The sequence below is a fragment of the Methylobacterium sp. 275MFSha3.1 genome, from assembly GCF_900108435.1.
Taxonomy (GTDB): domain Bacteria; phylum Pseudomonadota; class Alphaproteobacteria; order Rhizobiales; family Beijerinckiaceae; genus Methylobacterium.
In genome coordinates, this window is record NZ_FNWP01000006.1 from 1 (window position 1) to 23,873 (window position 23,873).

The following is a 23,873-nucleotide window of genomic DNA, read 5'->3' on the forward strand; positions in this document are numbered from 1 at the left end:
AAGGCGATGCTCGAGGACATCGCGATCCTGACCAAGGGCCAGATGATCGCCGAGGACCTCGGCATCAAGCTCGAGAACGTGACGCTCCCCATGCTCGGCCGCGCCAAGCGCGTGCGCATCGAGAAGGAGAACACCACGATCATCGACGGCGTCGGCGAGAAGTCCGACATCGAGGGCCGCATCTCGCAGATCAAGGCGCAGATCGAGGAGACCACCTCGGACTACGACCGTGAGAAGCTCCAGGAGCGCCTGGCCAAGCTCGCGGGCGGCGTCGCGGTGATCCGCGTCGGCGGCGCGACCGAGGTCGAGGTGAAGGAGAAGAAGGACCGCGTCGACGACGCCCTCAACGCCACCCGCGCGGCGGTCGAGGAAGGCATCGTCCCGGGCGGCGGCACCGCGCTGCTGCGCGCCAAGAAGGCGGTCGCCGAGCTGAAGTCCGAGATCCCGGACGTGCAGGCCGGCATCAAGATCGTCCTGAAGGCGCTCGAGGCCCCGCTCCGCCAGATCGCCCAGAACGCGGGCGTGGAAGGCTCGATCGTGGTCGGCAAGATCACCGACAACACCTCCTCGGAGACCTTCGGCTTCAACGCCCAGACCGAAGAGTACGTCGACATGATCCAGGCCGGCATCGTCGACCCGGCCAAGGTGGTGCGCACCGCCCTGCAGGACGCGGCCTCGGTCGCCGGTCTGCTGGTGACCACCGAGGCGATGGTCGCCGACGCGCCGAAGAAGGACAGCCCCGCTCCGGCCATGCCGGGCGGCGGCATGGGCGGCATGGACTTCTAAGTCCGAGCCATCCGCTGAGACGAAGGAAGGGGGTCGCCGCGAGGCGGCCCCTTTTCTCTTGGCGCCGGCCTGCCGCGGTGGCCCGCGGGGCGCTGGCTGGTCAGAGGCCGCGACGCGACACTTCGGCCGCGAGACGCGCCCGCACGGTGGCGATCAAGGATTGCCGGACGCGCTCCGTCGCCTGGAACGGGATATCGAAGTTCAGGCTGTGGTAGATCAGGGATCGGATGCTGTCCTGATCGGGATCGTCCGCGCCTGTCTGCATGAAGTTGAGGATCCAGGCATGGATCGCCGCGTGGTCGGACGTGTCGGGATTCGCGGCGAGGACCAAGTGGCCGCCGTGAAACCAGTCATCGCGCAGGGTTGCGGACACTTCGTCCGATGCAGGCATGACCTCACCTCGCGGCTCTGCCCGGTGCGGCCGGGACGATAGAGTTTTCGCGCGCGCCGATCCCGTTCTCCACCGGCGACCGCGGAGCTTCGACGCCGCGTCACCCGTACGTCGGCGCCTCGCCCGGCCGCGATGTGGCGCGGCGGTCCGGGCGGTGGGCGATCAACAAAAAACGGGACGGCTCGCGCCGTCCCGTTCAGGGGCCTAATTATCGGCCAAGGAAGATCGAAGCCAGTCGCTGGAGCAGGCCCCGCGGTGCGGGCGGAGGCTCGCTCTGCCCAGGACCGTCCCCGATCTAAGCGTTGGCGGCGAAGGGGTGCTGCGCCGAGTTGCGCTGCTCGGTGACCGTCGAGGCCTTCGGCTCGCCGTTCACGGCGCGCTGGATCGACAGCTTGGTGGCCTCGTAGTTGTACTTCTGGATCTTGGCGTCGTCGGCCGCCTCCCAGTGGATGAACACGCCGACCAGGATGTACAGGTCGTCGGCCTCGTCCGCCGGGATGATGCCCTCGGCCACCGCGTCCTGCACGGCCTTGGCAACGCCGTGCTGGGCCGGGCCGAACATCTGGACGGCCTGACGGGCGTCGTTGATGGTGACCTTGTTGAACATCAGGGTGTTCGGCTTGCACGGCAGGTTCGGCGCGATGACCGCGAGCAGGCTGGTGAAGCCGTGCTTGTTGTTCACGAGGCCGTTGCAGAAAGCCGTCTCGGCCGGCGAACCGCGCGGTCCGATGATGAGGTCGATGTGGGCGACCTCGTTGCCGTCGCCGACGAGCGCTTCGCCGACCTGAACCTTGGTGATCTTCGCCATTCGGTGTCTCTCCCTGGATTCCGAAATAGAGCCGCGCGCCGGGCGGTGCCGCGGCCGGGAAGCCATCCTTGTTATCGGCGCCCGACCATGCCGGCCGAGCCGGTTGGGCCGAGCCGGTTGGGCCGGACAGCGCGGCGGACCCTACAGCGGGCCCCTGCGGCTCACAACCCGCGCAAGGCCCTGACACGAAGGAATTTCCATCCGCCCGGCGCTATGGACACCGGATCGTGCACGCGGCTCAGGCCAGCCGGGCGCCGGCGCCCGCGAGCGCGTCCCAGAACAGCGTCGCGACGGTGAAATCCGCGCTCGTGCCGGGATTGATCGACCGCGCCTTCAGCGACGCGTCGAGGGCCAGGAGCGCGTCGACCGGCCGCGCGGCGAGATCGATCCCGGCGAGTGCCGCCTCGACTTCCCGGCGGACGCCCTCGGCCGCGGCCGCGCCGTGCTTGCGCGCGACGTGGCTGTCCGGGACGGCGCGCAGGAAGGCGAGGTGGATCGCGGTCGTGCACCAGGTCGGGTCGAGCCCGGCGGCGCGGGCTTCGCGCAGGGCCGCGAGCCCGATCGCCGGCACGTCCGCGAAACCCGTGACGTAGGCGCGGGCGATCCGGTCCCGGTCGGCGGCCTCCGCCATGGCGTCGCGCAGGGCGCCGGGCGCCGCCTCGGCGACGTCGTGCCGGGCGGCCTCGCCGAGGCCGCCCGGATTAGCGCGGCGGATGCCCGCGAAGACGGCCTCCGAATCCGCGCCGTCCAGCGTGTCGAGCACCGCAGCGACGGTCCGATCCCCCTCGGCCGCGACCGCGAGCGGCGCGCAGAGCAGCAGGATGCCGAGATTGGTGTTCTGGCCCACCGCCGCCACGGTGGCGGCGACGCCGTCGCGGACCCGCGCCCCGACGCCCGCGCCCGCCCGGGCCAGGGGCGGGGCCGAGACGTCGGCGCTGGTGACGAAATCCGCCAGCACCATGCGGTGGCCGGGCGCGTAGGCGTGGACGTTGCCGGGCTTGAGGGCGTCGAGCTCCGCGAGGCAGGCCGCCCGGTAGAGCGTGCCGATCAGCGTCGCGTCGAGGCCGGTCCCGCTCATGCCACCACGAGCCGGGGGCGGCTGGCGCCGCGGGCCGCGGCGAGGAAGCCCCGCACCACCGCGGCCGCGATGTCGGCCTCGCAGACGGTCTGGAGCCCCGACCAGGCCGGCATGGAATTGACCTCGAGGACCGAGAACCCGCCCTCCCCGTCCTCGACGAGGTCGACGCCGGAATAGTCGACGCCGACCGCGGCGGCCGCCGCCTCGGCCAGCTCGGCGGCGGCGCGCGGCATCGCCCAGGGCAGCGGCCGGCCGCCCCTGTGGACGTTGGTGATCCAGCCGTCGCCCTCGCGGATCATGCCGGCGATCGCCCGTCCGTCGCAGACGAACACCCGGTAGTCGCGCCACAGGCCGTCCCGGCGCGGCACGTAGCGCTGGAGGTAGTAGACCCGGGCCACCGCCTCCTCGTCGGGCAGGTCCTCCGGGCGCTCGATCAGGGCGAGCCCCTCCCCCTGCGAGCCGAACAGTGGCTTCAGGACCAGCGGCGCGCCCGGACGCGCCTCGGCGGCGACCAGGGCCGCGGCCGCCTCGCGCTTCGAGAACACCCAGGTCGCCGGGGTCGGCAGGCCGGCCCGGTCGATCAGCAGCGAGGTCGCCGCCTTGTCGACCGAGCGCTCGATCGCGGTCGGCGCGTTCCAGACGGTGACCCCCGCGGCGACCAGGGCGTGCAGAACGCCCAGCCGCATCGTCGTCGCCTCGAAGGTGCCGCCCGCGATGGTCCGCATCAGCACGCCGTCCGGCAGCGCGTCGGCGAAGCCCGGCACGCGCAGCGGCTCGCCGCCGCCCGTGACCACGGCCACGTCGGCGAGGGAGAACAGCACCGGCTCCACGCCGCTCGCGCGCAGGGCCGCGAGCAGGCGGTTCTTGTGCCAAGTGCCGTTATCGGCCGCGAGCCCGATGCGCATGGGGGTCCTGATGGGGTCCTGATCGTCACGGGGCCGCCCGCCTCCGGGGCGGCCCGAGGTTCTGTCGCTCGGTGGATCGGACTAGGGTCCCCGCCGCGCGGGAGGGGTGCCCCGCGTGCCCTCAGGCGAAGGACGCGTCGACCAGCGTCGGCTCCAGGCGGCCGCCGCGGTAGGTGGCGCCGGAGCGCACCGACGTGACGATCGCCTCGGCCGGCGAGAACAGGGCGCCGTCGATCTTGTAGAAGTCGCCGTTCACCCGCGCGAAGATGTCGGCGAAGGGCGCGCCGTGGTCGCTCGAGGTCGTCGAGGGCAATTGCTCGGCGAGCTGCTTGGCGTCGGCATCGTCGGCGTCCACGAAGAGCTGGACCCGACCGCCGTAGATGATCGCGTCGTTGGTGCGGCCCATCGCCTTGATGAAGTCCGGGTGCGGCGGCGACAGCGGCGCCGAGCCGATCCCGTCCACGATGGCGTGCAGGTCGAAGCCGACCGTGTGGGCCTTGTGGAGGGCGACTTCCAAGACGCGGGCCACGACCTGCGTGGAGCCGGCGAGGCTCTGGGTCGGCGCGAAGATGAAGGTCAGATCCTCGGGCTTGAGGCCGGAGGCCTCCGCGACCTTGGCGACGACGCTCTCGGGCGGGCCGCCGGCCGCTTCCAGCACGAGGGCGGTCTTGGTGGCGGAATCGCGGAAGCCGAGTTCCTGGTACAGCTCCTCGACGGCCGCCACCGCGCGGCCCGGGCCCGAGCCGAGGGCGAAGAAGCCCGAATCCCCGGTCTCGTCCGCGAGGCTCCAGCCCGCGTACTGGCTGCCGAGGCAGGCGAGCACCGGGTCGGCGGAATGGACCGTCACCGAGTACGGCCAGGACGCGATCGGCCCGCTCGGCGCGATCGTGACGGTGCCGAGGCCGCCGAGGCAGATCTCGGCGATGCGCCGCCCGGCCTCGATCGAGCCCCGCGCCTGCGCGCCGGCATCGACCATGCGGGCGCCGCCGGCGGCCTGTGACACGGCGAGCCGCAGCGTTGCGGCGTCGGCGACGAGCCGCTCGACCAGGGGGCCTGAGAGCGCGTTGATGCTGGGATAGGACGGGCTGGCACTCATGACGGGGCTTCCTCGGGGTGAGTTTTCTTCGCCGCGCAGACGGCCCGCAGGTGTGCCGTCCGCGTTTCCAACAGGGCGAGCACCTCCGCCCGGTCCGCGCCTTCGGCCAGTACCGTGCAGAGCGGCGCGTCACGGCGGACCACCGAGCCGGGGCACGGGCGGTCGCGCACGCAGTCCGGCCAGTCGAGGTCCGGCACAGGCGCAAGCTCACGGTCCGCGTAACAGATCTGCGCGGCCGCCGCACCCGCCGGATGCGGTCCGGTATCTGGCATCGTGCCGAGGCAGGCGGCGATGTGAGCGGCGAGGAGCGGCGTCGAGCGCTGGTCGAGGATGTCGAGCGTCGCGCCGGGCCTCGGGTTGATCTCGGTGAGCCACCAGTCGGTCCCGTCGACCAGCAGGTCGGCGCTGGCGAGGCCGCGCAGGCCGGTCGCGGCGACGATCCGCTCGGTCCCGGCGGCGACGGCCTCCACGACGTGGGCGGGGAGCGCCGGGGCTTCGCCGGCGCCGCGGGCCAGGGCCCCCGCGTAGCGGAACGGGCGGATCGGCGACGGTGCGCACCATTGCTCGGTGACCGCGAGGACACGGATCGTTCGGCCGTCGGCGAGGACGTTCAGAGCGTGGGGCTGCCCCGGCACGCGCGCCTGGAGATAGTGGCCCGCCGGCGCGGGCGACCGGGTGGCCGGCCGGATGTGGCTGCCGCCGGAACCCCCGATCCGCTTGACCAGCCAGCCCGCGGGGTCCGCCGGCGGCGCGGCCGCCACGGCCGGATGCGGCACGCCGAGGCGCGCGCACAGGGCCGCGAAGGCCACGGGATCCTTCAGGGCGGCGACGGTCCCGGCCGAGGCGCCGATGAGCCGGTGCCGCGCGGAGAGGCGCGCGATCAGGTCGGGGGCGTCCTCGAAGCCGCTGCCCAGGATCAGGCCGACCGGGGTCTCGGCCAGCGCCGCGAGGTCGTCGAGCGCCGCCAGGGTGGCGTCGGCGGCGGGGCCGGTGCCGAAGCGGCCCGGCAGTTGCCGGTAGGCCTCGGCCAGCGCGCGGGTGTCAGAATCGCCGAACAGGTCGGCGACGTAGGGCCGAAGCCCCGCGCGCCGCGCCGCCTCGGCCAGGGCGCGCCCGGCCTGCGCGGCGATCAGGACCGCGTCCGCCATCGGCATCCGGTCCGGGAGCGGCCTAGCCGGCGATCTCCACGGCGAGCTCGTAGGCGTCGCGGAAGTCGAGGCACAGCGGCGTGTCGGAGGCGAGCATCCGGTCGAACAGGCGCCGCTGCGTCTTGTACTTCACGTCGCCGACGGCCAGAGCGCCGATGCCGACCCCCTTGCCGGTGGGCAGCGCGACGTCCACCGCGTTGACGTCGATCCCCGCGATGCCGGCGGGCGGCACGGCGTTGACGTCGGACGCCACGAGCAGCTTCGGCGCGGATTTCAGATCCTCCGCGGTGAGGATCGGGATGCCCGCCGGGCCGGCCGAGAGGATGACGTCGGCGTCGCGGATGGCCGCGCGCCGGTCGTCGGGCGTCGTGCCGTCGACGGCGCCGACCTCGATGCCGAAGCGCCACTTCATCGTGAAGGCGATCTTCGAGACGCGCTCCTCGCCGTCGTGGCCGACCAGGACTGTGGTCGCGCCCTGCAGGGCGCCGATCACCGCGGCCACGTAGGCGACGACGCCCGCGCCGCCGAAGATCACGATGCGCTTGCCCTTGAGGTCGGTGTTGAACTTCTGCCGCAGGGCGCGGGAGACCTGCGCCACCATGGCGGCGCCGGTGGTGAACGAGCCCGCCGGGTCGGCGAACACGTGGTTCACGAAGGGCGGCACGAAGGCCTTCTTGGCGCGGTCGACCATGTCGAGGGCGTCCTCGGCGTTCTTGCCGCCGATGAAGATGCCCGTCCGCGTCCCGTCGGCCGGCGACCGCGAGAAGATCGAATCCTGCGTCAGGGTGACGACGTCGGCGAGGCTGACCTCCGCGTAGGTCACCACCGTCTCGAAGCCGGCATCCACGGCCATGTTCACGTCGAACGGGCTCATGTGCCGGAGCGGCGTCAGCATGTGGAGGATCGAGCGGGCCATGGAATCCTCGTGCGGCGCGCGAGAAGAGAGGCGCCTTCCCTCCGTCCAAACCCGGAGCGGCGCCCCGGGTCAAGCCCGGGGCGGCCAGCTCACGCCGGACCGGTTACCGAAGCGCCACCGTTTCGGCCCCGGGCGATGACGAACCGGAGGGGGCCGCCCCGGTCGAGGCCGGCCACCAGGGCGCGGGCCTCCGCCTCGGACGGGACCAGCGCGAATCCGGTCGGCCCCCAGGAGGACTGGCCGTAGCCAGCGACGCCCCGCGCGGCGACACTGGCGAGCGCCTCCGCCACCGCGGCGCTGGCGTAGCGGCCGCCCTGATGGGGCGCGAAATGGTCGCCGATCAGCGTCTGGATCCGGGTGATGCCCGCGCCGAAGCCCTGCGGCTCCGCCAGGGCGACGGCGGGCAGCACCTGCATCAGCGCGATCCGGCAGATCTCGGCAGCCTGGGCCTCGGGGAAGCGCGGCAGGTCGCGGAACGCCTCGACCTCGCGCGTCCCGTGCACGCCCGCCATGCTCGGATCGAGGATCAGGACGATCCGCCAGGCCTCGGGATAGGGCAGGCGCGCGATCACCGGCGGCGGCCCGCCATCCGCGCCGCGGCCGCCGTCGACGATCAGGCCGCCCTCGGTGAAAGCGCACAGGCCGACGCCGGACCGGTTGCCCCGGTCCAGGGTCGCCGCGAAGGCCTCCGCCGCGAAGGGTTCGCCGTTGAGGCGCGCCATCGCGGCCGCCACCGCGAGGGCGAGCTGCGTGCCGGAGCCGAACCCGGCATGGGCCGGGATCACCCGCTCGACATCGATGGCGACGTCCCCGCCGCGCCCGAGATGGGCGGCGGCGGCCTCGACGTAGCCGCGCACCCGGTCGGATTCCGGGCCAGTGACGGTGGGCCGGGCGGCCCGGCGGGCGGTCAGGGCCAGGGATGGCGCGTCGATGGCCAGCCCGATGCTGCCGAAGCGCCGGCCGAGTCCGCCATGCAGGTCCAGGAAGCCGAAATGCAGCCGCGCCGGCGCCTCGACCCGCACGGTACCGTCCGCCGTCGCCTCGTTCCGTTCGGGGACCTCGCCCAACGCTCTTCCCTCGAATCCCGTCTCGAATCCCGCAGGCCCGGCCCCTGCGCGGCGCGCTTGTCACACGCGGCCCGGAACCGGGCAACGTGGACGCGCGCGGATCGTGCCCGCCGACGGCGCAGGACTGATCGATCGCGGAGAGCGCGCGCGGCGGTGAACCGATACCCGCGATTTACTTCCCGACGCGCATCGCCGCCGGACCCCCTTGCCGCGGTGCGCGGATGAAGGCAAACCTAGGCCCGCGACGGCGCGCCGAGTTTGCCGCCTGCCCGGACATGCCGGGCGGATGAGCCATTCCGATTCGGTGGGGAACCCTCGGGCTCGAGGGGCACCCGCTTCGTCCGGTCTTACGGCCGTCGCCCGCTCCGAAACCAAGCAAGAACGTTGCGAGAGGGAGCATGGCAGCCTGGGTGAAGGGTGGCGCGACGGACGCGGGCACCGCCATCGAGGCGGCCGCATCCCTCCTCGCCAAAGCGCGCGCGCCGGTGATCGCCGGCCTCAGCGCCGACGTGGCCGCGATCCGCGCGGCCTACGATCTCGCGGGGCGCATCGGCGCCTCCGTCGACACCGCCGGCGCGGCCGGCACCTACGCGGACCTCGGGGCGCTGAGCCGGGTCGGGGCGCTGACCTCGACGCCCGCCGAGGCCGTCGGGCGCGCCGACGTGGTGCTGGTGGTCGGCGCCGCCCCCTGGCAGGCGCCGCTCCTGAAGCGCCTCGTCGACGGCAAGCCCGGCCGCGGTCGCGCCGCCGGGTCGGACCGCACCCTGCTGGCCGTCGGTGCCAACGCCACCGCGTCCCTGTCCTGGCCGGCCGAGGGCGGGCTGACCGAGGCGGTCGGCGTGCTGCGCGCCCACGCCCGCGGCCACCTCGCCGGCGATGATCTCCCCGGCCAGATCGCCGCGCAGCTCGCCGCCGCGCAGTACGGAATCCTCCTCTACGACGCCGCCGAACTCGGCGAGGTCGGCATCGAGATGCTCCAGGGCCTCGCCATGGAGCTCAGCGAGACGACGCGCTGCTTCACCCTCGCGGTCGGCGGCACCGGTCAGGACCGGGCGGTGGTGCCGGTCTCGGCCTGGCTCACCGGGCAGGCGCCGCGCAGCGGCTTCGGGCGCCGCGTGCCCGAGCACGATCCCTGGCGCTTCGACGCCACCCGGCAGGTCGCCGCCGGCGAGGTCGACGCCGTTCTCTGGCTCGGCGCCGTCCCGGTGTCGCGCCCGGACTGGTTGTCGAGCGTCCCCGCCGTCGCGCTGGTCGCGGACGGTGAGGCCGGGGCCGCCGAGGTGGTGATCGCGGTCGGCCAGCCCGGCCGCGACCACGGCGGCGTGTTGTGGAACGAGCAGCGCGCCGCGCTGACCTTCTGGCCGGCCTCGGCGCCGTCGGATCTGCCGTCGGCCGCGTCGGTGCTGGGCGCCCTGAAGGAGCGCCTGGTCACGGGCCCGGCCGCGTCGAGGAGTGAACCCGCATGCTGAGCGTGATCCGGGGCGGGCGCGTCGTCGATCCGACCGCGTCCCGCGATTCCGTGGGCGACGTCTGGATCGAGGACGGCCACGTCGTCGATCCGCCGGGCCGCGAGCCCGACGCCGTGATCGACGCCGCGGGCTGCGTGGTGATGGCGGGCGGCGTCGAGGTGCACTCGCACATCGCCGGCGGCAACGTGATCACGTCGCGGCTTCTCCTGCCCGACCTCTACGTCAGCGAGGCGGCGCCCGACGGCCATCCCTTCGCCCACGCGGGCGGGGCGGCGGCCTGGATCGGCTCGACCTACGCGCGGATGGGCTACACCACGGCCGTCGAGCCGGCGATGCCGCCGACCCACGCGCTGGGCACGCAGCTCGAGCTCGCCGACATCCCGCTGCTCGACCGCGGCGCACTGACCGTGATGGGCAACGACGACCAGCTCCTGCAGCTCCTGCGCGAGGGCCAGGGCGGCAACGCCGTGCGCGACCTCGTCGCGCTGTCGGTCGCCCAATCGCGCGGCCTCGGGGTCAAGTGCATCAACGCCGGCGGCGCCTCGGCCTTCAAGGACGGGGCCCTGCGCCTGTCGCTCGACGACGAGATCCCCTGCTACGGGCTCTCGACCCGGCAGATCATGGGCTCGCTCCTCGACGCGGTCGAGGAGATCGGCGTCCCGCATCCGCTGCACGTCCACTGCAACAACCTCGGCCTGCCCGGGGCCGACGACAGCTTCATGGCGACGCTGGACGCGGCGGAGGGACGGCGCATCCACTTCGCCCACGCGCAGTTCTACGCCTACGGCGCGGTCGACCCGGCCAATCCCGGAACCGGCGGCTTCCGCTCGGCCGCCGAGCGGATCGCGCAGGCGATCACCGACAACCCGAACGCCACCCTCGATATCGGGCAGGTCGTGTTCGGCCAGACCGTGACGGTGTCCCTCGACATCCTCCGCCAGTTCGCCGGCCGGAAGGGCGCCAAGCCGAAGAAGTGGGTCCTCAACGCGGGCGACGCCGAGGGCGGCGGGGTGGTGCCGTTCCTGTACCGGCCCCGGGGCCCGACCAGCTCGCTGCAATGGGCGATCGGCCTGGAGATCATGCTGCTCTCCACCGACCCGGAGCGGACGATCCTGACCACCGACCACCCGAACGGCGGCCCGTTCACCCAGTATCCCCGCATCATCCACCTGCTGATGGACAAGTCGGAGCGCGACCGCGAGATCGCGACGCTGCCGAGCGTGGTCGGCGAGCGGTCGAGCCTCCCCGGGCTGGAGCGCGAGTACACGCTCTCGGAGATCGCGCAGCTGACCCGGTCCGGACCGGCGAAGCTCCTCGGCCTCGCCGACCGCGGCCACCTGCGGGCCGGCGCCCGGGCCGACGTCGCGGTCTACCGCGACGACGCGAACCGCACCGCGATGTTCACCGCCGCCAAGCTCGTCCTCAAGGACGGCGTGCCGATCGTCGAGGACGGCGAGGTCGTGGAGTGGCGCGCCGGCCGCACGCTGTCGCTGACCGTCGAGTCCGACAAGGCCATGGCGAAGCGCGCCGACACCTACCTCACGGAGCGGTTCGGCGAGGGCCTCGACAGCTTCGCCGTGCCCGACGCGGCCTTCGGCGAGGGCCGGGAGAACTTCGAGGCGGTGCCATGCCGGGCGTGATCAGCGGGGCGAGCCGCGGGAAGTACGATGTCTGACCTCACCCTCAACGGCATCCCGGTCGTCGACACCTTCGCGGAGGCGTTCGACGTGGCCGGCACGGCCATCATCGTCACGAACGACACCGCCAAATGGGCGATGATCGCCGCGACCACGATGACCGGCTTCGCCACCTCGGTGATCGGCTGCGGCGCCGAGGCCGGCATCGACGCCGAGCTGTCGCCCGAGGAGACGCCGGACGGGCGGCCGGGCGTGCGCATCCTGCTGTTCGGCTTCGAGCCGAACGGCCTCAAGGACCAGCTGATCAAGCGCGTCGGCCAGTGCATCCTCACCTGTCCGGGCACCGCCTGCTACGCGGGCGTCGACGGGCCGACCAAGATCAAGCTCGGCGGCGCGATCCGCTATTTCGGCGACGGCTTCGCGGTGGCCAAGCGCCTGCCCGACGCCACCGGCAAGGCCCGGCGCTACTGGCGCATTCCGGTGATGGACGGCGAGTTCCTCTGCGAGGATTCGGTCCGAGCCGTCGACGGCGCGGTCGGCGGCGGCAACCTGCTGTTCCTCGGGCGGAACCACGCCGAGACGCTCAAGGTCGCCGAGATCGCCGTCGAGGCCGCCAAGGCGGTCCCGGGCGCGATCCTGCCGTTCCCGGGCGGCATCGTCCGCTCCGGCTCCAAGGTCGGCGGCCGGACCAAGGGCATGATGGCCTCGACGAACGATGCCTACTGCCCGACCCTGAAGGGCCGCGCCGGCTCGGCGCTTCCGGCCGAGTGCGGCGTGGTGCTGGAGATCGTGATCGACGCCCTCACCTCGCAGGGCGTGTCCGACTCGATGCGCGCCGGCCTGCACGCCGCCACCGAGATCGGCGGCAAGCACGGCCTGATCGCCGTCACGGCCGGCAATTACGGCGGCAATCTCGGCCGCCACCACTACCACCTGCGCGACCTGATCGCGCGCGACAGCGCCAAGCCGGAGGGCTGAGCCGTGAGCACCCTCACCCTGCGCGCGGCCCCGCCCGAGCGCCTGGACCTCCTGAACGTCAACCCGCGGGCGCTCAGCCGCCTGTCCCAGGGCGAGGCCGAGCGCCTCGAGATCGGGACGACCCGGACCGGCGTGCGCCTCGGGGACTGCTTCGCGGTCGCGCTGGACGGCTCCGACACCCTGACCATTGAGGGCGGCCACGAGCGCCTCGACCGGGTCGGAGCGTCGCTGTCCGAAGGTACGATCCGGGTGACCGGCGATGTCGGCCAGCGCCTCGGCGCCGGCATGGCGGGCGGCAGCCTGACCGTCACCGGCCATGCCGGACCCTACGCGGCCTCCGGTGCAACCGGCGGCACGATCACCGTCGAGGGCGATGCCGGGGACTATGCCGGTGGCGCGGTCTACGCCGCGAAGGCCGGCCTCGACGGCGCGACGCTGATCATCCGCGGTAGCGCCGGCGCCCATCTCGGCGACCGGATGCGGCGCGGGACGATCGTGGCCGGGCGCGCGGGCGCCTTCGCGGGCTCGCGCATGATCGCCGGCACCCTGGCGGCGCTCGCGGTGGGCGATCATCCCGGCTTCGGCATGCGCCGCGGGACGCTCCTCGTCGGCAGCCACGGCCGGATGTCGCCGACCTTCGTGGAGACCGGGACGCACGACCTCGTGTTCCTGCGGCTGCTGGCCAAGGCCCTGCGCGGCCTGAGCGCCGAGCACGCCGACCTCCTCGGCAAGCCGCTGCGCCGCTATTCCGGCGACCTCGCGACGATCGCCAAGGGCGAGATCTGGGTCGCGGCCTGACGCCGCCTGGGCAAGGGGCGTGGACGCGTCCTATGCTCCCCGCCAAGCCGGCCCGCACGAGGCCGGCAGCCCGGGGAGGCGCCCATGCTGCTTCTGCTGTCGATCTGTCTCGTCGCCCAGCCCTCGACCTGCCGCGAGGACCGGATCGAGATGTCCTTCGAGAAATCGAGCCCCTTCGTGTGCCTGCGCAACTCGCAGAGCGCGCTCGCGACGTGGCAGGCGGCGCATCCGGAATGGCACGTGGAGCGGTGGCGCTGCGCCGCGAAGGGCAGCCTGCCGAAGGACCTGTGACGGGACCTTGGTTCGGCGCTCCGGCGGTGCCATGCTCGGGCCCGCCTGCACGGCGGGATTGAGGGCGGGACGGGGACGATGCGCTCGCTGAAGGTCCGCTTCGCGCTGCTGCTCGGCGGCACCGCTATCGTGGTGATGCTGGCCGCCGCGGCCGCGTTGGCGGCCATCGGGGCGGCGGAGCGCACCGTCGACCGGACCCTTGAGGCCCAGCGGCGCCTGGAGCTGCTGGCCGAGCTGTCCGGCCGCCTGACGCAGTTCGGTCTCGCGGCGGTGGAGACCGTCGGCAATCCCGATGGCCAGCCCGAGGCGATGGCGATCGCCCGCGACAACGCCGACCGCGCCCTGACCACCGTGGACGAGGCGCTCGCCAAGAGCTTCCCGCCGAGTGACGACCCGGCCGACCGGATGCAGTACGCCGCCCGCACCCGCCCCATGGCGCAGCTGCGCGCGGCGCGCGCGGTGCTGGACCGGCAGGTGTCGCTGATCAGCCGCCAGACCGAGCCGGAGCGGCGTCAGGACGCGATCAAGGGCGCGCTCAACGGTTTCGGTGCCATGACCGGCCAGCCGCTCTCCTTCCTGATCGAGGCCGAGCGGCGCAGCATGGCGCTCGGCTCCGAGGAGGCCCGGGCGCTCTCGGAGCGCCTGCGGGTGGCGGCCGCCGCCGCGGTGGCCGCGGCCCTCGTGCTGCTGGCGATCCTCTACCGCGGCGTCACCCGGCCGACCCTGGCCCGCATCGAGGAGGTCCGCCGCGCCGCGAGCGCCATCGGCCACGGCGCCCTGGACACGCGCCTCTCCGTCGCCACGCGGGACGAGCTCGGCCTGCTCATGACCAACGTCAACCGCATGGCCGCCCGCCTCGCCCGGCGGGAATCGCGGGTCGCGGCCGACCGGGCGGCGCTGGAGGACACCGTGGCGGCCCGCACCGCCGATCTGCGCGCCGCCAACGCCCGGCTCGAGGCCGTCGATCAGTCCCGCCGCCGCTTCTTCGCCGATGTCAGCCACGAGCTGCGCACGCCGCTGACGGTGATCCTGGGCGAGTGCGACCTCGCCCTGCGCGGCGCGTCCCGGGGCACCGATCCGGGACCGGTCTTCGCGACGATCAAGAAGCGGGCGCAGCGCCTCAAGCTGCGCGTCGAGGACCTGCTGCGCGTCGCGCGCTCGGAATCCGGCGAGATCGCGTTCGACAAGCGCCGCCTGGGGCTCGCCCAGGTCCTGGCGGAGGCCGTGGACAACATGAGCTCCGAGGCGGCGCGGCGCCGGGTGGGCCTCACCCTCGATCCCGGCACCCGCGACGTCGAGTGCCTCGCCGACCGCGAGTGGATGCGCCAGACCGTCGAGAGCCTCGTCGACAACGCGCTCCGCCACGCCGCCGGCCTCACCCGGGTCGAGGTCGCCCTGTCGGCAGGGCCCGGACCGGTCGGACGGATCACCATCACGGATGACGGACCGGGCTTCGGCGCGTCGGAGGACGCGCTGTTCGAGCGCTTCAAGCGCGGCTCGGGCGCCGGACCGGACGAGACCGGGTTCGGCATCGGGCTCGCGCTGGCGCGGTGGATCGTGGAGCAGCACGGCGGCACGATCCGCCTCGGCCCCGGGCCGGACGGGCGCGGGGCCCGGGTCACCCTGGACATCCCGGCCTGCGATCCGGCATGGGAGACGGGCCCGGTCGACGGCGCTGCCGTTGGCGCCCAAGTGGGCGCTGAAGTGGGCGCGCAGGTGAAGGAGTCGGCCGCATGACGCGGATCCTGATCGTCGAGGACGATATCGACATCCGCGGCCTCCTCGCCCGGGGTCTCGAGGCCGAGGGATTCGAGGTCGGGACGGCGGCCTGCGTCGACGAGGCCCTGAAGGCCGCCCACGACCCGGCCCCCGGCGCGGTGCTGCTCGACATCAACCTCCCGGACGGTTCGGGCCACGACGTCTGCCGGTCCCTGCGCGAGGGTGGCTTCCCGGGCGCGATCCTGTTCCTCTCGGCCCGCGACGAGATCCGCGACCGGGCCGAGGGCCTGGCTCTCGGCGCCGACGACTACATCATCAAGCCCTTCGAGTTCGACGAGCTGGTCGCGCGCCTGCGGACCCACCTGATGCGCCGGGAGCAGGCGGAGGCGCCGCGCTCGCGCATCACCGCCGGCAAGCTGATGCTCGACCTCGAGACCCGGCAGGCGAGCTGCGGCGAGGCGAGCGCCCGCCTCACGCCCCGCGAGGCCGACCTGCTGGCCATGCTGATGGAGAATATCGGCAAGCCGGTCTCGCGCGCCGACATCTTCGACCGGCTGTGGGCGAGCCAGGGCGGGCTCTCCCTCAACGTGGTCGACGTCTATATCGGCTACCTGCGCTCCAAGATGGCCGATTTCGTGCGCTACGGCGGGCCCGGCCTCGTCACCGTGCGGGGTAAAGGATTCATGCTGGAACTGCGCGGTCCCGACTTCCGCCAGTAGGCCCCTGTACTTTAGTCGCAGGCCCGCCCATTTCGTGATGGTTTCCGGACGCTTAGGAAGTCTCTCACGAAAAATTTGGGAGGATCCGGCAACTTAGTGCTTGAAGCCCGCGCGTGAATCGTCGATACCTCTCCGGCGCCGGAAATGAGAGCGCCATCAGTGTCTTAGGGTCCTCTTAGGAACCGCGTGACACTCGGTGTAGATGTTGCCTGAGGAGAAACACCATGAAGTGGGCTGCCCCGATCGTGTCCGAGATCTGCGTCGGCATGGAAGTGACGAGCTACGAGTCGGCCGAGATCGACACCTTCAACTGAGTTTCACGGGCCGGGGATCTCGGGAGCCGCACCATGCGCGTCGTGATCCTCGGTTCCGCGGCCGGCGGCGGCCTTCCCCAGTGGAATTGCCGCTGCCCCATCTGCACGCTGGCGCGGTCCGAGCCGGACCGGGTGCGGCCCCGGACCCAGTCGAGCATCGCGGTCTCCGCGGACGGGTCGGATTGGCTGCTGATCAACGCCTCGCCGGATATCCGGCAACAGCTCTTCGACAATGCGCAGATGCATCCGCGCGAGGGCCTGCGCCACTCGCCGATCCGCGCCGTGCTCCTGACCAACGGCGACGTCGACCATGTCGCGGGTCTCCTGACCCTGCGCGAAGGTCAGCCCTACACGCTCTACGGCACGCGCGGGATCCTCGATTCGGTCAATGCCAACCGCGTCTTCGACGTGATGGCCGAGGGCGTGGTCGCCCGTCAGCCGATCGGCATGGACCACCGCTTCGAGCCCCTCCCCGGCCTGTCGGTCACCCTCTTCCCGGTTCCCGGCAAGGTGCCGCTCTGGCTGGAGGACGAGACCATGCAGATCGGCGCCGAGACCGAGACCACGGTCGGCGCCCTGATCGAGGCCGGTGGCCGGCGCCTCGCCTACATTCCCGGATGTGCCCGGGTGACGGACGGTCTGCGCGCGCGGATCGCCGGCGTCGACGCGCTGCTGTTCGACGGGACCGTCCTGCACGACGACGACATGATCCGGGCCGGCGTCGGCACCAAGACCGGCTGGCGCATGGGTCACGTGCCGATGCGCGGCGAGAACGGCTCGATCGAGGCCCTGGCTTCGGTCGAGATCGGGCGCCGCGTCTTCGTGCACGTCAACAACACGAACCCGGTCCTGGTCGAGGGCTCGCCGGAGCGGGCCGATGTCGAGGCGGCCGGCTGGACCGTGGCGCATGACGGGCTGGGTCTGACGCTCTAGCACGCCGCGCCGACGGCCTGCCGGATCGCGGCGCCGCGGCCGAATGCGCGACCGACGGTCGCCGTGGACGGTTGGGCGCCCGGGGGGACGGCACTATATCGTGGCTGAGCCCGGACAGTCGCCCCGCGCACGAGGGCGGGATCGGAACACAGGAAACGCGACCTGAGGACGGACGCCGGACACGCCATGAACGCCATTTTCCCGACCCCCGATGCCGCCGACAGCCAGCGTCTCCTGAGTCCCGAGGAACTGGAAGCGGCTCTGCGCGACATCGGCGCGCGCCGCTACCACAACCTGCACCCGTTCCATCGGCTGCTGCACGACGGCAAGCTGTCGAAGGACCAGGTCCGGGCCTGGGCGCTGAATCGCTACTACTACCAGGCGATGATCCCGGTGAAGGACGCCGCCGTGCTGGCGCGGATGACCGACGCGTCGCTGCGGCGGATCTGGCGCCAGCGGATCGTCGACCACGACGGCGACCACGAGGGTGACGGCGGCATCGAGCGCTGGCTCAAGCTGGCCGAGGGCGTCGGCTTTGACCGCGACTACGTGCTGTCGACCCGCGGCATCCTGTCGGCCACGAAGTTCTCGGTGGAGGCCTACGTCCACTTCGTCTGCGAGCGGACGCTCCTGGAGGCGATCGCCTCGTCGCTGACTGAGATGTTCTCGCCGACGATCATCTCCGAGCGCGTCGCCGGGATGCTGAAGAACTACGACTTCATCACCAAGGACACGCTGGCCTATTTCGACAAGCGCCTGACCCAGGCGCCGCGGGACGCGGACTTCGCCCTGGACTACGTCAAGCAGCACGCCACGACGCCGGAGCTGCAGCGGCAGGCGATGGCGGCGCTGACGTTCAAGTGCACCGTGCTGTGGACGCAGCTCGACGCCCTGTACTTCGCCTACGTGGCCCCCGGCATGGTCCCGCCGGACGCGTGGCAGCCCGGCGAGGGTCTGGTGGCCGAGGCGTCTCAGGCCAAGCCTGGAGCGGCCGGCGGGAAGATGGCGGCCGGCGACCGTCCGCGGCTGCCGCGCGGCGTCCGGCTGCGCAACGACGAGACCCGCGGCAAGTGGGTCCTGCTCGCCCCCGAGCGCACCTTCGACCTCGACGACAACGCCGTGGCGGTCCTGAAGCTCGTGGATGGCGCGCGGAGCGTCGCCGACATCGCGGACGAGCTGGGCAAGACCTACGCGGCCGATCCCCGCGCCATCGAGGCCGACATCCTGGTGATGCTCGACGGCCTCGCGGAGAAACGGGTTCTCGAGCGATGAACGCGCTGACGCCGAACCGCCCCGACGCGCCGGCCCCGGTCGGTCTGCTCGCCGAGCTGACCCATCGCTGCCCGCTGCGCTGCCCGTACTGCTCGAACCCGTTGGAGCTCGACCGGCGGTCGGGCGAGCTCGACACGCAGACGTGGCAGCGCGTGCTCGGGGAGGCGGCGGCGCTCGGCGTCCTGCACGTGCACCTGTCCGGCGGCGAGCCGACGGCGCGCAACGACATCGTCGAGATCACCAAGACCTGCGCCGATCTCGGCCTGTACTCGAACCTGATCACATCCGGCGTCGGCGGGGCGCTGGGCAAGCTGCAGGCGCTCTACGATGTCGGGCTCGACCACGTGCAGCTGTCGGTGCAGGGCGTCGACGCGCAGAACGCCGAGAAGATCGGCGGCCTGAAGAACGCGCAGCCGCAGAAGTTCGAGTTCGCCGCCAAGGTGGTCGAGCTCGGCCTGCCCCTCACGCTGAATTCGGTGATCCACCGCGGCAACATCCACGAGGTGGCGGGCTTCATCGATCTCGCGGTGAAGATGGGCGCCAAGCGGCTCGAGGTGGCGCACACGCAGTATTACGGCTGGGCCTACGTCAACCGCGCCGCCCTGATGCCCGACAAGGCGCAGGTGGACGAGTCGATCCGGATCGTCGAGGCGGCCCGTGAGCGCCTGAAGGGCCAGCTCGTCATCGACCTCGTCGTGCCCGACTATTACGCGAAGTACCCGAAGGCCTGCGCGGGCGGCTGGGGCCGCAAGCTGATGAACGTCACGCCCCAGGGCAAGGTCCTGCCCTGCCACGCGGCCGAGACGATCCCGGGGCTGGAGTTCTGGAACGTCAACGACCGCTCGCTCGGCGAGATCTGGCGCGACTCGCCGGCCTTCACGGCCTATCGCGGTACTGACTGGATGAAGGAGCCCTGCCGCTCCTGCGACCGGCGCGAGAAGGATTGGGGCGGCTGCCGCTGCCAGGCGCTCGCGCTCGCCGGCGACGCGGCGGCCACGGACCCGGCCTGCTCGCTCTCGCCGCTCCACGCCAAGGTGCGGGCGCTCGCCACCGAGGAGGCGGCCGAGAACCCGCCCGACTACGTCTACCGGACGATCGGCAGCAACGTCCGGTCGCCGCTCAAGGAGGAAGTGAACTCGTGAGAAGTCTTGTCGTGAGGGGCCTCGCCGCGACGTCGGTCGCGCTGGCTCTGGCCGCGCTGCCGGCCCTCGCCGAGGACGCGCCGAAGCCCGCCACCGTCACCCCGGCGAACGCCGCCGCCCCGCCCTCCGCGGCGGATCTGCTGTTCGACCAGCCGCACATGAAGAACACGGCCGCGGGCTCGACGCTGACCTACGATTACCTGCGCCGCTCGGGGATCTCGAAGGGGCCGTTCGGGGCGCCGCTCGAGGACACGATCCAGCTGAAGGTGACGCCGGGGAAGACCGCCGAGGGCCGCGACATCAGCGTCGTGATGTTCTCCGGGCTGAACCGGATGCCGGCCGGCCCGTTCGAGGACATGGCGGGCAACCCGGTCGTCTCGCTTTTCCTCGAGAACCATCTCCGGGCCGTCGCGAAGGTGCTGGAGGCGAACCCGCGCTACCTCAAGCTCGCGATCCGCAAGGGCCTGCGCGAGAAGGCGACGGTGACGCCGACCAAGGTCGATATCGGCGGCCGCGAGGTCGACGGCTGGCGCGTGGTCACGAAGCCGTTCGCGGGCGACTCGATGGCGCAGCGCATGCGCGGCATGGACGACATGACCTATACCTTCGTGACCGCGCCCTCGGTCCCGGGCGAGATCGTCTCGATCGAGGCGTCGTCGAAGAGCCCCGACGGCGGCGAACTGCTTGAGGAGAAGCTGAGCTATGATCAGAAGGCTGGCTGAACGGGGCGCGCTGGCCGCCCTCGCCCTGACGCTGTCGGGCCTGGCCGGCTGGGCCGCCGAGGAGAACGACTACCCGACCGACGCGCGGGTCGACTACGTGTTCGGCTGCATGGCCGCCAACGGCCAGACCCGCGAGAGCCTGCAGAAATGCTCGTGCTCGCTGGACCAGCTCGCCGCGATCCTCCCCTACGACAAGTACGTTCAGGCGAGCACGGTGCTCTCGATGCGGCAGGGCATCGGCAACCGGGCGAACGAGTTCAAGTCGACCAAGATCTTCGACGACAAGGTCGCGGAGCTGCGCCGCGCCCAGGCCGAGGCCGAAATCCGCTGCTACCACGGCTGACGGGCAGGTCTGAGCCGCACGGCGAGGCCGGCGTTGCGCCGGCCTCCCGATTCGCGCACACCGGCTCCCGAACCGCGCTCGTGAACGGGACCCGCCTGTGACCCCCTCATCCCGCCTGTCCGACCTGCTGCCGGCGCTCGGCGGCCGCACGCTGGTCATGGGCATCCTCAACGTCACACCCGATTCCTTCTCCGACGGCGGGCTGTTCGCCGGGGAGGCCGAGGCCGTGGCCCAGGCCGAGCGGCTGGTCGCCGAGGGGGCGGCGATCCTCGACGTCGGCGGGGAATCGACGCGGCCCGGCCACGTTCCGGTCCCCGCCGAGGAGGAGCAGGCGCGCGTCGTGCCGGTCGTCCGGGCCGTGGCGCCGCGGCTGCCGGTGCCGATCTCGATCGACACCTACAAGGCCTCGACGGCGCGCGCCGCGCTCGAGGCCGGCGCGCGGATCGTGAACGACGTCTGGGGCCTCCAGCGCGAGCCCGACATCGCCAACGTCGCGGCCGCCCACGGCGCGCCGGTCATCATCATGCACAACCGCGAGACGATCGAGCCGGAGCTCGACATCGTCGCCGACATGCTGGCCTTCTTCGAGCGGTCCCTCGCGATCGCCCACCGGGCGGGCCTCGCGGATTCCGAGATCGTGCTCGACCCGGGGGTCGGGTTCGGCAAGACCTGGAACCAGCATCTCGAGGCGCTGCGGCGGCTGCCCGAGATCCGCGCCCTCGGCTTTCCGGTCCTCGTCGGCGTCTCGCGCAAGTCGCTCCTCGGACGCCTGCACGACCGCGAGACCCGTCCGGCGGACCGCCTGCACGGGTCCCTCGCCGCCCACGCCGTCGCGGCGACCCTCGGGGCCGACATCGTGCGCGTGCACGACGTGGCCGCGCATATCGACGCGATGCGCGTCGTCGACGCCGTGATGCGGCCGGAGGCGCGCTGAGCATGGCGGGCGACCTGATCCGCGTCACCCGGATCGCCGTGTTCGGCCGGCACGGCGTGCTGGCCGAGGAGGCGGTGCTCGGTCAGCGCTTCTACATCTCCCTGGAAGCGGAACTCGATCTCGGCCCGGCGGGCCGCTCCGACGACGTGGCCGGCACGGTGAGCTACGCGGATCTCACGGCGGTGGCGGTGGCGATCGCCACCGAGCGCCGGTTCAACCTGATCGAGGCCCTGGCCGAGACGGTCGCCGCGGAGATCCTCTCGCGCTTCGCGCAGGTCGACGCCATCACCGTTCAGGTCGACAAGCCGAGCGCGCCCGTCCCCGCCATCCTGGACAGCGTCGGCGTGGCGATCACGCGCCGCCGCGGGGCCGGTCGATGAGGGCGTATCTCGGCATTGGCAGCAATGTCGGCGACATGGCCGCGATGCTCGACCGCGCGGTCACCGGTCTCGCCGCGATCCCGGGCATCGACGTCGTGGCGCGCTCGGCCGACTACCGGACCCCGCCCTGGGGCAAGACCGATCAGCCGTGGTTCCTGAACGGGGCCGTGGCGGTCGAGACCGACCTCGATCCGCACGGGCTGCTCGACGCCTGCCTGCGGGTGGAGCACGACCTCGGCCGGATCCGCGATGAGCGCTGGGGGCCCCGTGTGATCGACATCGACGTCCTGGCCTATGAGGGCGCCAGCATCGACGACGCGCGCCTTGTCCTGCCGCATCGCTACGTGCGCGAGCGGGCCTTCGTGCTCGTCCCGCTGGCGGAGATCGCGCCCGACCTCGTCATCGGCGGCGAGCGCGTGGTGGACGCCCTGGCGAAGCTCGACTCGACCGGTATCGCGCGCGCCTGATGGCGGCGCGCGCCGCGGCGCTGCGCGTCAGCGCTCGCCGGGGGCGACGAGCTTGTTCTCTTCCTCGTCGAGGAGCGGCACGTCGTAGTCGCGCAGGACCTTGTCGATGTCGGCCTTGCGCTTGCGCAGGATGGTGTTCAGCGAGCGCTTCCAGTCGTTCTCGCCGATCCGGACACCCATGGCGATCCGGTACGCCATCGGTGGACGCTCCGGCTCCTTCAGCAGTGGCACGACGCTCATGGGCGTGCCGGACTGCTTGGCGAGCCAGCCCGCCGCCGGGCCCCAGAGGACGGCCGCGTCGATCTCCTTCGCGGCCAGGGCCGCGACGATCTCGGCAGCGACCGTCTGGTGCTTGCGGGACGGGTCGAGCTGGTAGGGCGCGTAGGCCTTCATGGCCGAGACGAGGCCCAGTTCGCCCATCCGGTTGACCGGCGGCGTCCCGGCGATCACGCCGATGCTCTTGCCCTTCAGCCGCGGGTCGTCGAGAGCCGTCACACCGTCGAGTTCGCCCGCACGGGTGACCAGCGTGTAGGCCGATCGATAATAGGGATTGGTGGTCTGGACGAGGTCGCTGCCGAAGGCCTGGCCCATGATGACGTCGCAGAGGCCGGTTCCGAGCGTGTTGCGCACGAAGCCCGGACCCTGCGTCAGCCAGTAGTAGCGGACCTTGATCTTCAACTCGTCGGCGATGATCGCCGCGATCTTGTTCTCGAAGCCGTCCTCCTTGCGTTCGGAGAACGGCATGTTGCCCGGATCACCGCAGACGCGCAGCACGTCGGTGGTGACGGTATCCGGCAGATGCTGGGCGAGGGCGCCCTGCGCCCCGAAGACGGTCAGGGCGCAGAGAACGGCGATCCGGGCAGGAGACGACATCAGCCGCCCATGCATTCCTTCTCCGCCTTCTTGGCGGTCTCGGGCTTGCCCTCGTGCTCGGAGGGACGGATACGCCCGATCGCGCCGGAAGCGCGCGCCTTGAGATAGACGTAGAGGTCGTCCGAGTAGCACATGACGTTCTTGTTGTCGCCGAAGGCCGGCATGACCTTCTGCTCGGCGGCGTTCACTTCCTGCTTGCCGCCCGCCAGGATGCCGATGAACTCCTCGTAGGAGAGGTGCTTCAGCGAGTCCTTGAGGGCCGGCGCGTAGGTCGAGCCCATGCCGTCCGGGCCGTGGCAGACGTGGCACTCGGCGTGATAGCGGCGGTAGCCCGAGTAGGTGTACCAGTCGAGCATCTTGCCGTCCTGGGTCACGTGGAACGTCGGGTGGCCCTCGGCGTCGAAGTACTTGCCGTCGTCGACCTTCACGGCCGCGTCCTTCTTCAGGAGCTTGTCATCCTGCTCGGCGGTCTTGTCGTTCGCGTTCAGCGAATTCGCCAGCTTGGGGTCGGCGGGCTTGGCATCCTCAGCATGTACGACAACCGTCGAGACGGTCGCTAGGGCGAGGGCGGCGATAACCGGCCGCGTTACGATCTTGCTGAGGTTGAGCAACGCATGTGTCTCCCTTGATCGAGGCTCTTGGTCTCCCTCCGAGACGCAGCCTCTTGCGAGAAAGTCTAATCACAAG

General features: G+C 72.0%; 27 protein-coding genes. 17 read left to right on the plus strand and 10 right to left on the minus strand.

Annotation, left to right across the window (positions count from 1 at the left end; translation table 11 throughout):
• Positions 1–786 (plus strand): chaperonin GroEL (gene groEL / locus BLW78_RS07945; RefSeq protein ID WP_139215661.1); only part of this gene is annotated, 786 nt, incomplete at its 5' end.
• A 100-nt stretch (positions 787–886) separates the two neighbouring features.
• Here groEL and BLW78_RS07950 read toward each other — a convergent pair.
• The 8 genes from BLW78_RS07950 to BLW78_RS07985 all read right to left on the minus strand — a co-directional run bounded on the left by BLW78_RS07950 (position 887) and on the right by BLW78_RS07985 (position 8,195).
• Entirely contained in the window at positions 887–1,177 is a 291-nt protein-coding gene (locus tag BLW78_RS07950; protein WP_244526843.1) for a hypothetical protein, read from the minus strand.
• 295 nt (positions 1,178–1,472) lie between these two features.
• On the minus strand, positions 1,473–1,985 hold the full coding sequence (gene fae, locus BLW78_RS07955) for a 5,6,7,8-tetrahydromethanopterin hydro-lyase (protein ID WP_012317540.1): 513 nt from the start codon (positions 1,983–1,985) through the stop codon (positions 1,473–1,475).
• A gap of 238 nt (positions 1,986–2,223) precedes the next feature.
• Entirely contained in the window at positions 2,224–3,063 is an 840-nt protein-coding gene (locus BLW78_RS07960) for a triphosphoribosyl-dephospho-CoA synthase (RefSeq protein ID WP_091678329.1), read from the minus strand.
• Complete coding sequence (locus BLW78_RS07965) at positions 3,060–3,968, minus strand: ATP-grasp domain-containing protein (RefSeq protein ID WP_020091842.1); 909 nt, start codon at positions 3,966–3,968, stop codon at positions 3,060–3,062. Before BLW78_RS07965 ends, BLW78_RS07960 begins: the two co-directional genes overlap by 4 nt.
• Before the next feature lie 121 nt (positions 3,969–4,089).
• Positions 4,090–5,064: a methenyltetrahydromethanopterin cyclohydrolase gene (mch, locus tag BLW78_RS07970; RefSeq protein ID WP_091678331.1), complete on the minus strand. Its 975-nt coding sequence runs from the start codon at positions 5,062–5,064 to the stop codon at positions 4,090–4,092.
• The gene (locus tag BLW78_RS07975; RefSeq protein ID WP_091678334.1) at positions 5,061–6,212 is read right to left on the minus strand and encodes an ATP-grasp domain-containing protein; all 1,152 of its coding nucleotides are present in this window, start codon (positions 6,210–6,212) and stop codon (positions 5,061–5,063) included. Before BLW78_RS07975 ends, mch begins: the two co-directional genes overlap by 4 nt.
• 22 nt (positions 6,213–6,234) lie before the next feature.
• On the minus strand, positions 6,235–7,128 hold the full coding sequence (locus BLW78_RS07980) for an NAD(P)-dependent methylenetetrahydromethanopterin dehydrogenase (RefSeq protein WP_056521160.1): 894 nt from the start codon (positions 7,126–7,128) through the stop codon (positions 6,235–6,237).
• Positions 7,129–7,217: 89 nt separating this feature from the next.
• Complete coding sequence (locus BLW78_RS07985; protein ID WP_056521163.1) at positions 7,218–8,195, minus strand: beta-ribofuranosylaminobenzene 5'-phosphate synthase family protein; 978 nt, start codon at positions 8,193–8,195, stop codon at positions 7,218–7,220.
• Between the two features lie 398 nt (positions 8,196–8,593).
• Between BLW78_RS07985 and BLW78_RS07990 the strand changes: the two genes are divergently transcribed.
• The 16 genes from BLW78_RS07990 (at position 8,594) to folK (ending at position 22,313) form a co-directional block, all read left to right on the plus strand.
• A complete protein-coding gene (locus BLW78_RS07990; protein WP_091678337.1) occupies positions 8,594–9,664 on the plus strand; it encodes a molybdopterin-binding domain-containing protein in 1,071 nt (356 codons plus the stop codon).
• On the plus strand, positions 9,658–11,304 hold the full coding sequence (locus BLW78_RS07995) for a formylmethanofuran dehydrogenase subunit A (RefSeq protein ID WP_091678339.1): 1,647 nt from the start codon (positions 9,658–9,660) through the stop codon (positions 11,302–11,304). The genes BLW78_RS07990 and BLW78_RS07995 overlap by 7 nt, the downstream gene beginning before the upstream one ends.
• A 27-nt stretch (positions 11,305–11,331) precedes the next feature.
• Positions 11,332–12,279: a formylmethanofuran--tetrahydromethanopterin N-formyltransferase gene (gene fhcD / locus BLW78_RS08000; RefSeq protein ID WP_020091835.1), complete on the plus strand. Its 948-nt coding sequence runs from the start codon at positions 11,332–11,334 to the stop codon at positions 12,277–12,279.
• A gap of 3 nt (positions 12,280–12,282) precedes the next feature.
• Positions 12,283–13,077 (plus strand): formylmethanofuran dehydrogenase subunit C, encoded by a 795-nt coding sequence (locus tag BLW78_RS08005; RefSeq protein ID WP_056521171.1) that lies wholly within the window; start codon positions 12,283–12,285, stop codon positions 13,075–13,077.
• Between the two features lie 84 nt (positions 13,078–13,161).
• Positions 13,162–13,368 (plus strand): hypothetical protein, encoded by a 207-nt coding sequence (locus BLW78_RS08010; protein WP_012317529.1) that lies wholly within the window; start codon positions 13,162–13,164, stop codon positions 13,366–13,368.
• A gap of 78 nt (positions 13,369–13,446) precedes the next feature.
• On the plus strand, positions 13,447–15,105 hold the full coding sequence (locus BLW78_RS08015) for a sensor histidine kinase (protein WP_091678342.1): 1,659 nt from the start codon (positions 13,447–13,449) through the stop codon (positions 15,103–15,105).
• Positions 15,102–15,806 carry a response regulator transcription factor gene (locus BLW78_RS08020; protein ID WP_020091831.1) on the plus strand — a complete coding sequence of 235 codons (705 nt, stop codon included), beginning with the start codon at positions 15,102–15,104 and terminating at the stop codon, positions 15,804–15,806. Before BLW78_RS08015 ends, BLW78_RS08020 begins: the two co-directional genes overlap by 4 nt.
• A 224-nt stretch (positions 15,807–16,030) precedes the next feature.
• The gene (pqqA, locus tag BLW78_RS08025) at positions 16,031–16,120 is read left to right on the plus strand and encodes a pyrroloquinoline quinone precursor peptide PqqA (RefSeq protein ID WP_012317526.1); all 90 of its coding nucleotides are present in this window, start codon (positions 16,031–16,033) and stop codon (positions 16,118–16,120) included.
• Positions 16,121–16,153: 33 nt separating this feature from the next.
• Positions 16,154–17,053, plus strand: a complete 900-nt coding sequence (gene pqqB, locus BLW78_RS08030; protein ID WP_091678345.1) for a pyrroloquinoline quinone biosynthesis protein PqqB — start codon at positions 16,154–16,156, stop codon at positions 17,051–17,053.
• A gap of 186 nt (positions 17,054–17,239) precedes the next feature.
• The gene (gene pqqC, locus BLW78_RS08035; RefSeq protein WP_091678348.1) at positions 17,240–18,325 is read left to right on the plus strand and encodes a pyrroloquinoline-quinone synthase PqqC; all 1,086 of its coding nucleotides are present in this window, start codon (positions 17,240–17,242) and stop codon (positions 18,323–18,325) included.
• A complete protein-coding gene (pqqE, locus tag BLW78_RS08040; protein ID WP_056521179.1) occupies positions 18,322–19,467 on the plus strand; it encodes a pyrroloquinoline quinone biosynthesis protein PqqE in 1,146 nt (381 codons plus the stop codon). Before pqqC ends, pqqE begins: the two co-directional genes overlap by 4 nt.
• Positions 19,464–20,189: a hypothetical protein gene (locus BLW78_RS08045; protein WP_056521183.1), complete on the plus strand. Its 726-nt coding sequence runs from the start codon at positions 19,464–19,466 to the stop codon at positions 20,187–20,189. Before pqqE ends, BLW78_RS08045 begins: the two co-directional genes overlap by 4 nt.
• Positions 20,170–20,532 (plus strand): hypothetical protein, encoded by a 363-nt coding sequence (locus BLW78_RS08050; protein WP_091678351.1) that lies wholly within the window; start codon positions 20,170–20,172, stop codon positions 20,530–20,532. Before BLW78_RS08045 ends, BLW78_RS08050 begins: the two co-directional genes overlap by 20 nt.
• A 97-nt stretch (positions 20,533–20,629) precedes the next feature.
• A complete protein-coding gene (gene folP / locus BLW78_RS08055) occupies positions 20,630–21,466 on the plus strand; it encodes a dihydropteroate synthase (protein ID WP_091678353.1) in 837 nt (278 codons plus the stop codon).
• Between the two features lie 2 nt (positions 21,467–21,468).
• On the plus strand, positions 21,469–21,846 hold the full coding sequence (gene folB / locus BLW78_RS08060) for a dihydroneopterin aldolase (RefSeq protein WP_091678357.1): 378 nt from the start codon (positions 21,469–21,471) through the stop codon (positions 21,844–21,846).
• On the plus strand, positions 21,843–22,313 hold the full coding sequence (gene folK, locus BLW78_RS08065) for a 2-amino-4-hydroxy-6-hydroxymethyldihydropteridine diphosphokinase (RefSeq protein ID WP_091678360.1): 471 nt from the start codon (positions 21,843–21,845) through the stop codon (positions 22,311–22,313). The genes folB and folK overlap by 4 nt, the downstream gene beginning before the upstream one ends.
• A 27-nt stretch (positions 22,314–22,340) precedes the next feature.
• Here folK and xoxJ read toward each other — a convergent pair whose 3' ends face one another.
• Together xoxJ and BLW78_RS08075 are read right to left on the minus strand one after the other, a co-directional pair.
• On the minus strand, positions 22,341–23,186 hold the full coding sequence (gene xoxJ / locus BLW78_RS08070) for a rare earth element methanol dehydrogenase accessory protein XoxJ (protein ID WP_244526844.1): 846 nt from the start codon (positions 23,184–23,186) through the stop codon (positions 22,341–22,343).
• Complete coding sequence (locus BLW78_RS08075) at positions 23,186–23,797, minus strand: c-type cytochrome, methanol metabolism-related (RefSeq protein WP_091678363.1); 612 nt, start codon at positions 23,795–23,797, stop codon at positions 23,186–23,188. Before BLW78_RS08075 ends, xoxJ begins: the two co-directional genes overlap by 1 nt.
• Positions 23,798–23,873 lie beyond the last annotated feature (76 nt).

What these genes read in the sequence shown, in the direction of transcription:
- BLW78_RS07950 (WP_244526843.1), bottom strand. Translation starts at nt 1,177, where the DNA reads ATGCCTGCATCGGACGAAGTGTCCGCAACCCTGCGCGATGACTGGTTT.
- fae (WP_012317540.1), bottom strand. Translation starts at nt 1,985, where the DNA reads ATGGCGAAGATCACCAAGGTTCAGGTCGGCGAAGCGCTCGTCGGCGAC.
- BLW78_RS07960 (WP_091678329.1), bottom strand. Translation starts at nt 3,063, where the DNA reads ATGAGCGGGACCGGCCTCGACGCGACGCTGATCGGCACGCTCTACCGG.
- BLW78_RS07965 (WP_020091842.1), bottom strand. Translation starts at nt 3,968, where the DNA reads ATGCGCATCGGGCTCGCGGCCGATAACGGCACTTGGCACAAGAACCGC.
- mch (WP_091678331.1), bottom strand. Translation starts at nt 5,064, where the DNA reads ATGAGTGCCAGCCCGTCCTATCCCAGCATCAACGCGCTCTCAGGCCCC.
- BLW78_RS07975 (WP_091678334.1), bottom strand. Translation starts at nt 6,212, where the DNA reads ATGGCGGACGCGGTCCTGATCGCCGCGCAGGCCGGGCGCGCCCTGGCC.
- BLW78_RS07980 (WP_056521160.1), bottom strand. Translation starts at nt 7,128, where the DNA reads ATGGCCCGCTCGATCCTCCACATGCTGACGCCGCTCCGGCACATGAGC.
- BLW78_RS07990 (WP_091678337.1), top strand. Translation starts at nt 8,594, where the DNA reads ATGGCAGCCTGGGTGAAGGGTGGCGCGACGGACGCGGGCACCGCCATC.
- BLW78_RS07995 (WP_091678339.1), top strand. Translation starts at nt 9,658, where the DNA reads ATGCTGAGCGTGATCCGGGGCGGGCGCGTCGTCGATCCGACCGCGTCC.
- fhcD (WP_020091835.1), top strand. Translation starts at nt 11,332, where the DNA reads ATGTCTGACCTCACCCTCAACGGCATCCCGGTCGTCGACACCTTCGCG.
- BLW78_RS08010 (WP_012317529.1), top strand. Translation starts at nt 13,162, where the DNA reads ATGCTGCTTCTGCTGTCGATCTGTCTCGTCGCCCAGCCCTCGACCTGC.
- BLW78_RS08015 (WP_091678342.1), top strand. Translation starts at nt 13,447, where the DNA reads ATGCGCTCGCTGAAGGTCCGCTTCGCGCTGCTGCTCGGCGGCACCGCT.
- BLW78_RS08020 (WP_020091831.1), top strand. Translation starts at nt 15,102, where the DNA reads ATGACGCGGATCCTGATCGTCGAGGACGATATCGACATCCGCGGCCTC.
- pqqA (WP_012317526.1), top strand. Translation starts at nt 16,031, where the DNA reads ATGAAGTGGGCTGCCCCGATCGTGTCCGAGATCTGCGTCGGCATGGAA.
- pqqB (WP_091678345.1), top strand. Translation starts at nt 16,154, where the DNA reads ATGCGCGTCGTGATCCTCGGTTCCGCGGCCGGCGGCGGCCTTCCCCAG.
- pqqC (WP_091678348.1), top strand. Translation starts at nt 17,240, where the DNA reads ATGAACGCCATTTTCCCGACCCCCGATGCCGCCGACAGCCAGCGTCTC.
- pqqE (WP_056521179.1), top strand. Translation starts at nt 18,322, where the DNA reads ATGAACGCGCTGACGCCGAACCGCCCCGACGCGCCGGCCCCGGTCGGT.
- BLW78_RS08050 (WP_091678351.1), top strand. Translation starts at nt 20,170, where the DNA reads ATGATCAGAAGGCTGGCTGAACGGGGCGCGCTGGCCGCCCTCGCCCTG.
- folB (WP_091678357.1), top strand. Translation starts at nt 21,469, where the DNA reads ATGGCGGGCGACCTGATCCGCGTCACCCGGATCGCCGTGTTCGGCCGG.
- folK (WP_091678360.1), top strand. Translation starts at nt 21,843, where the DNA reads ATGAGGGCGTATCTCGGCATTGGCAGCAATGTCGGCGACATGGCCGCG.
- xoxJ (WP_244526844.1), bottom strand. Translation starts at nt 23,186, where the DNA reads ATGTCGTCTCCTGCCCGGATCGCCGTTCTCTGCGCCCTGACCGTCTTC.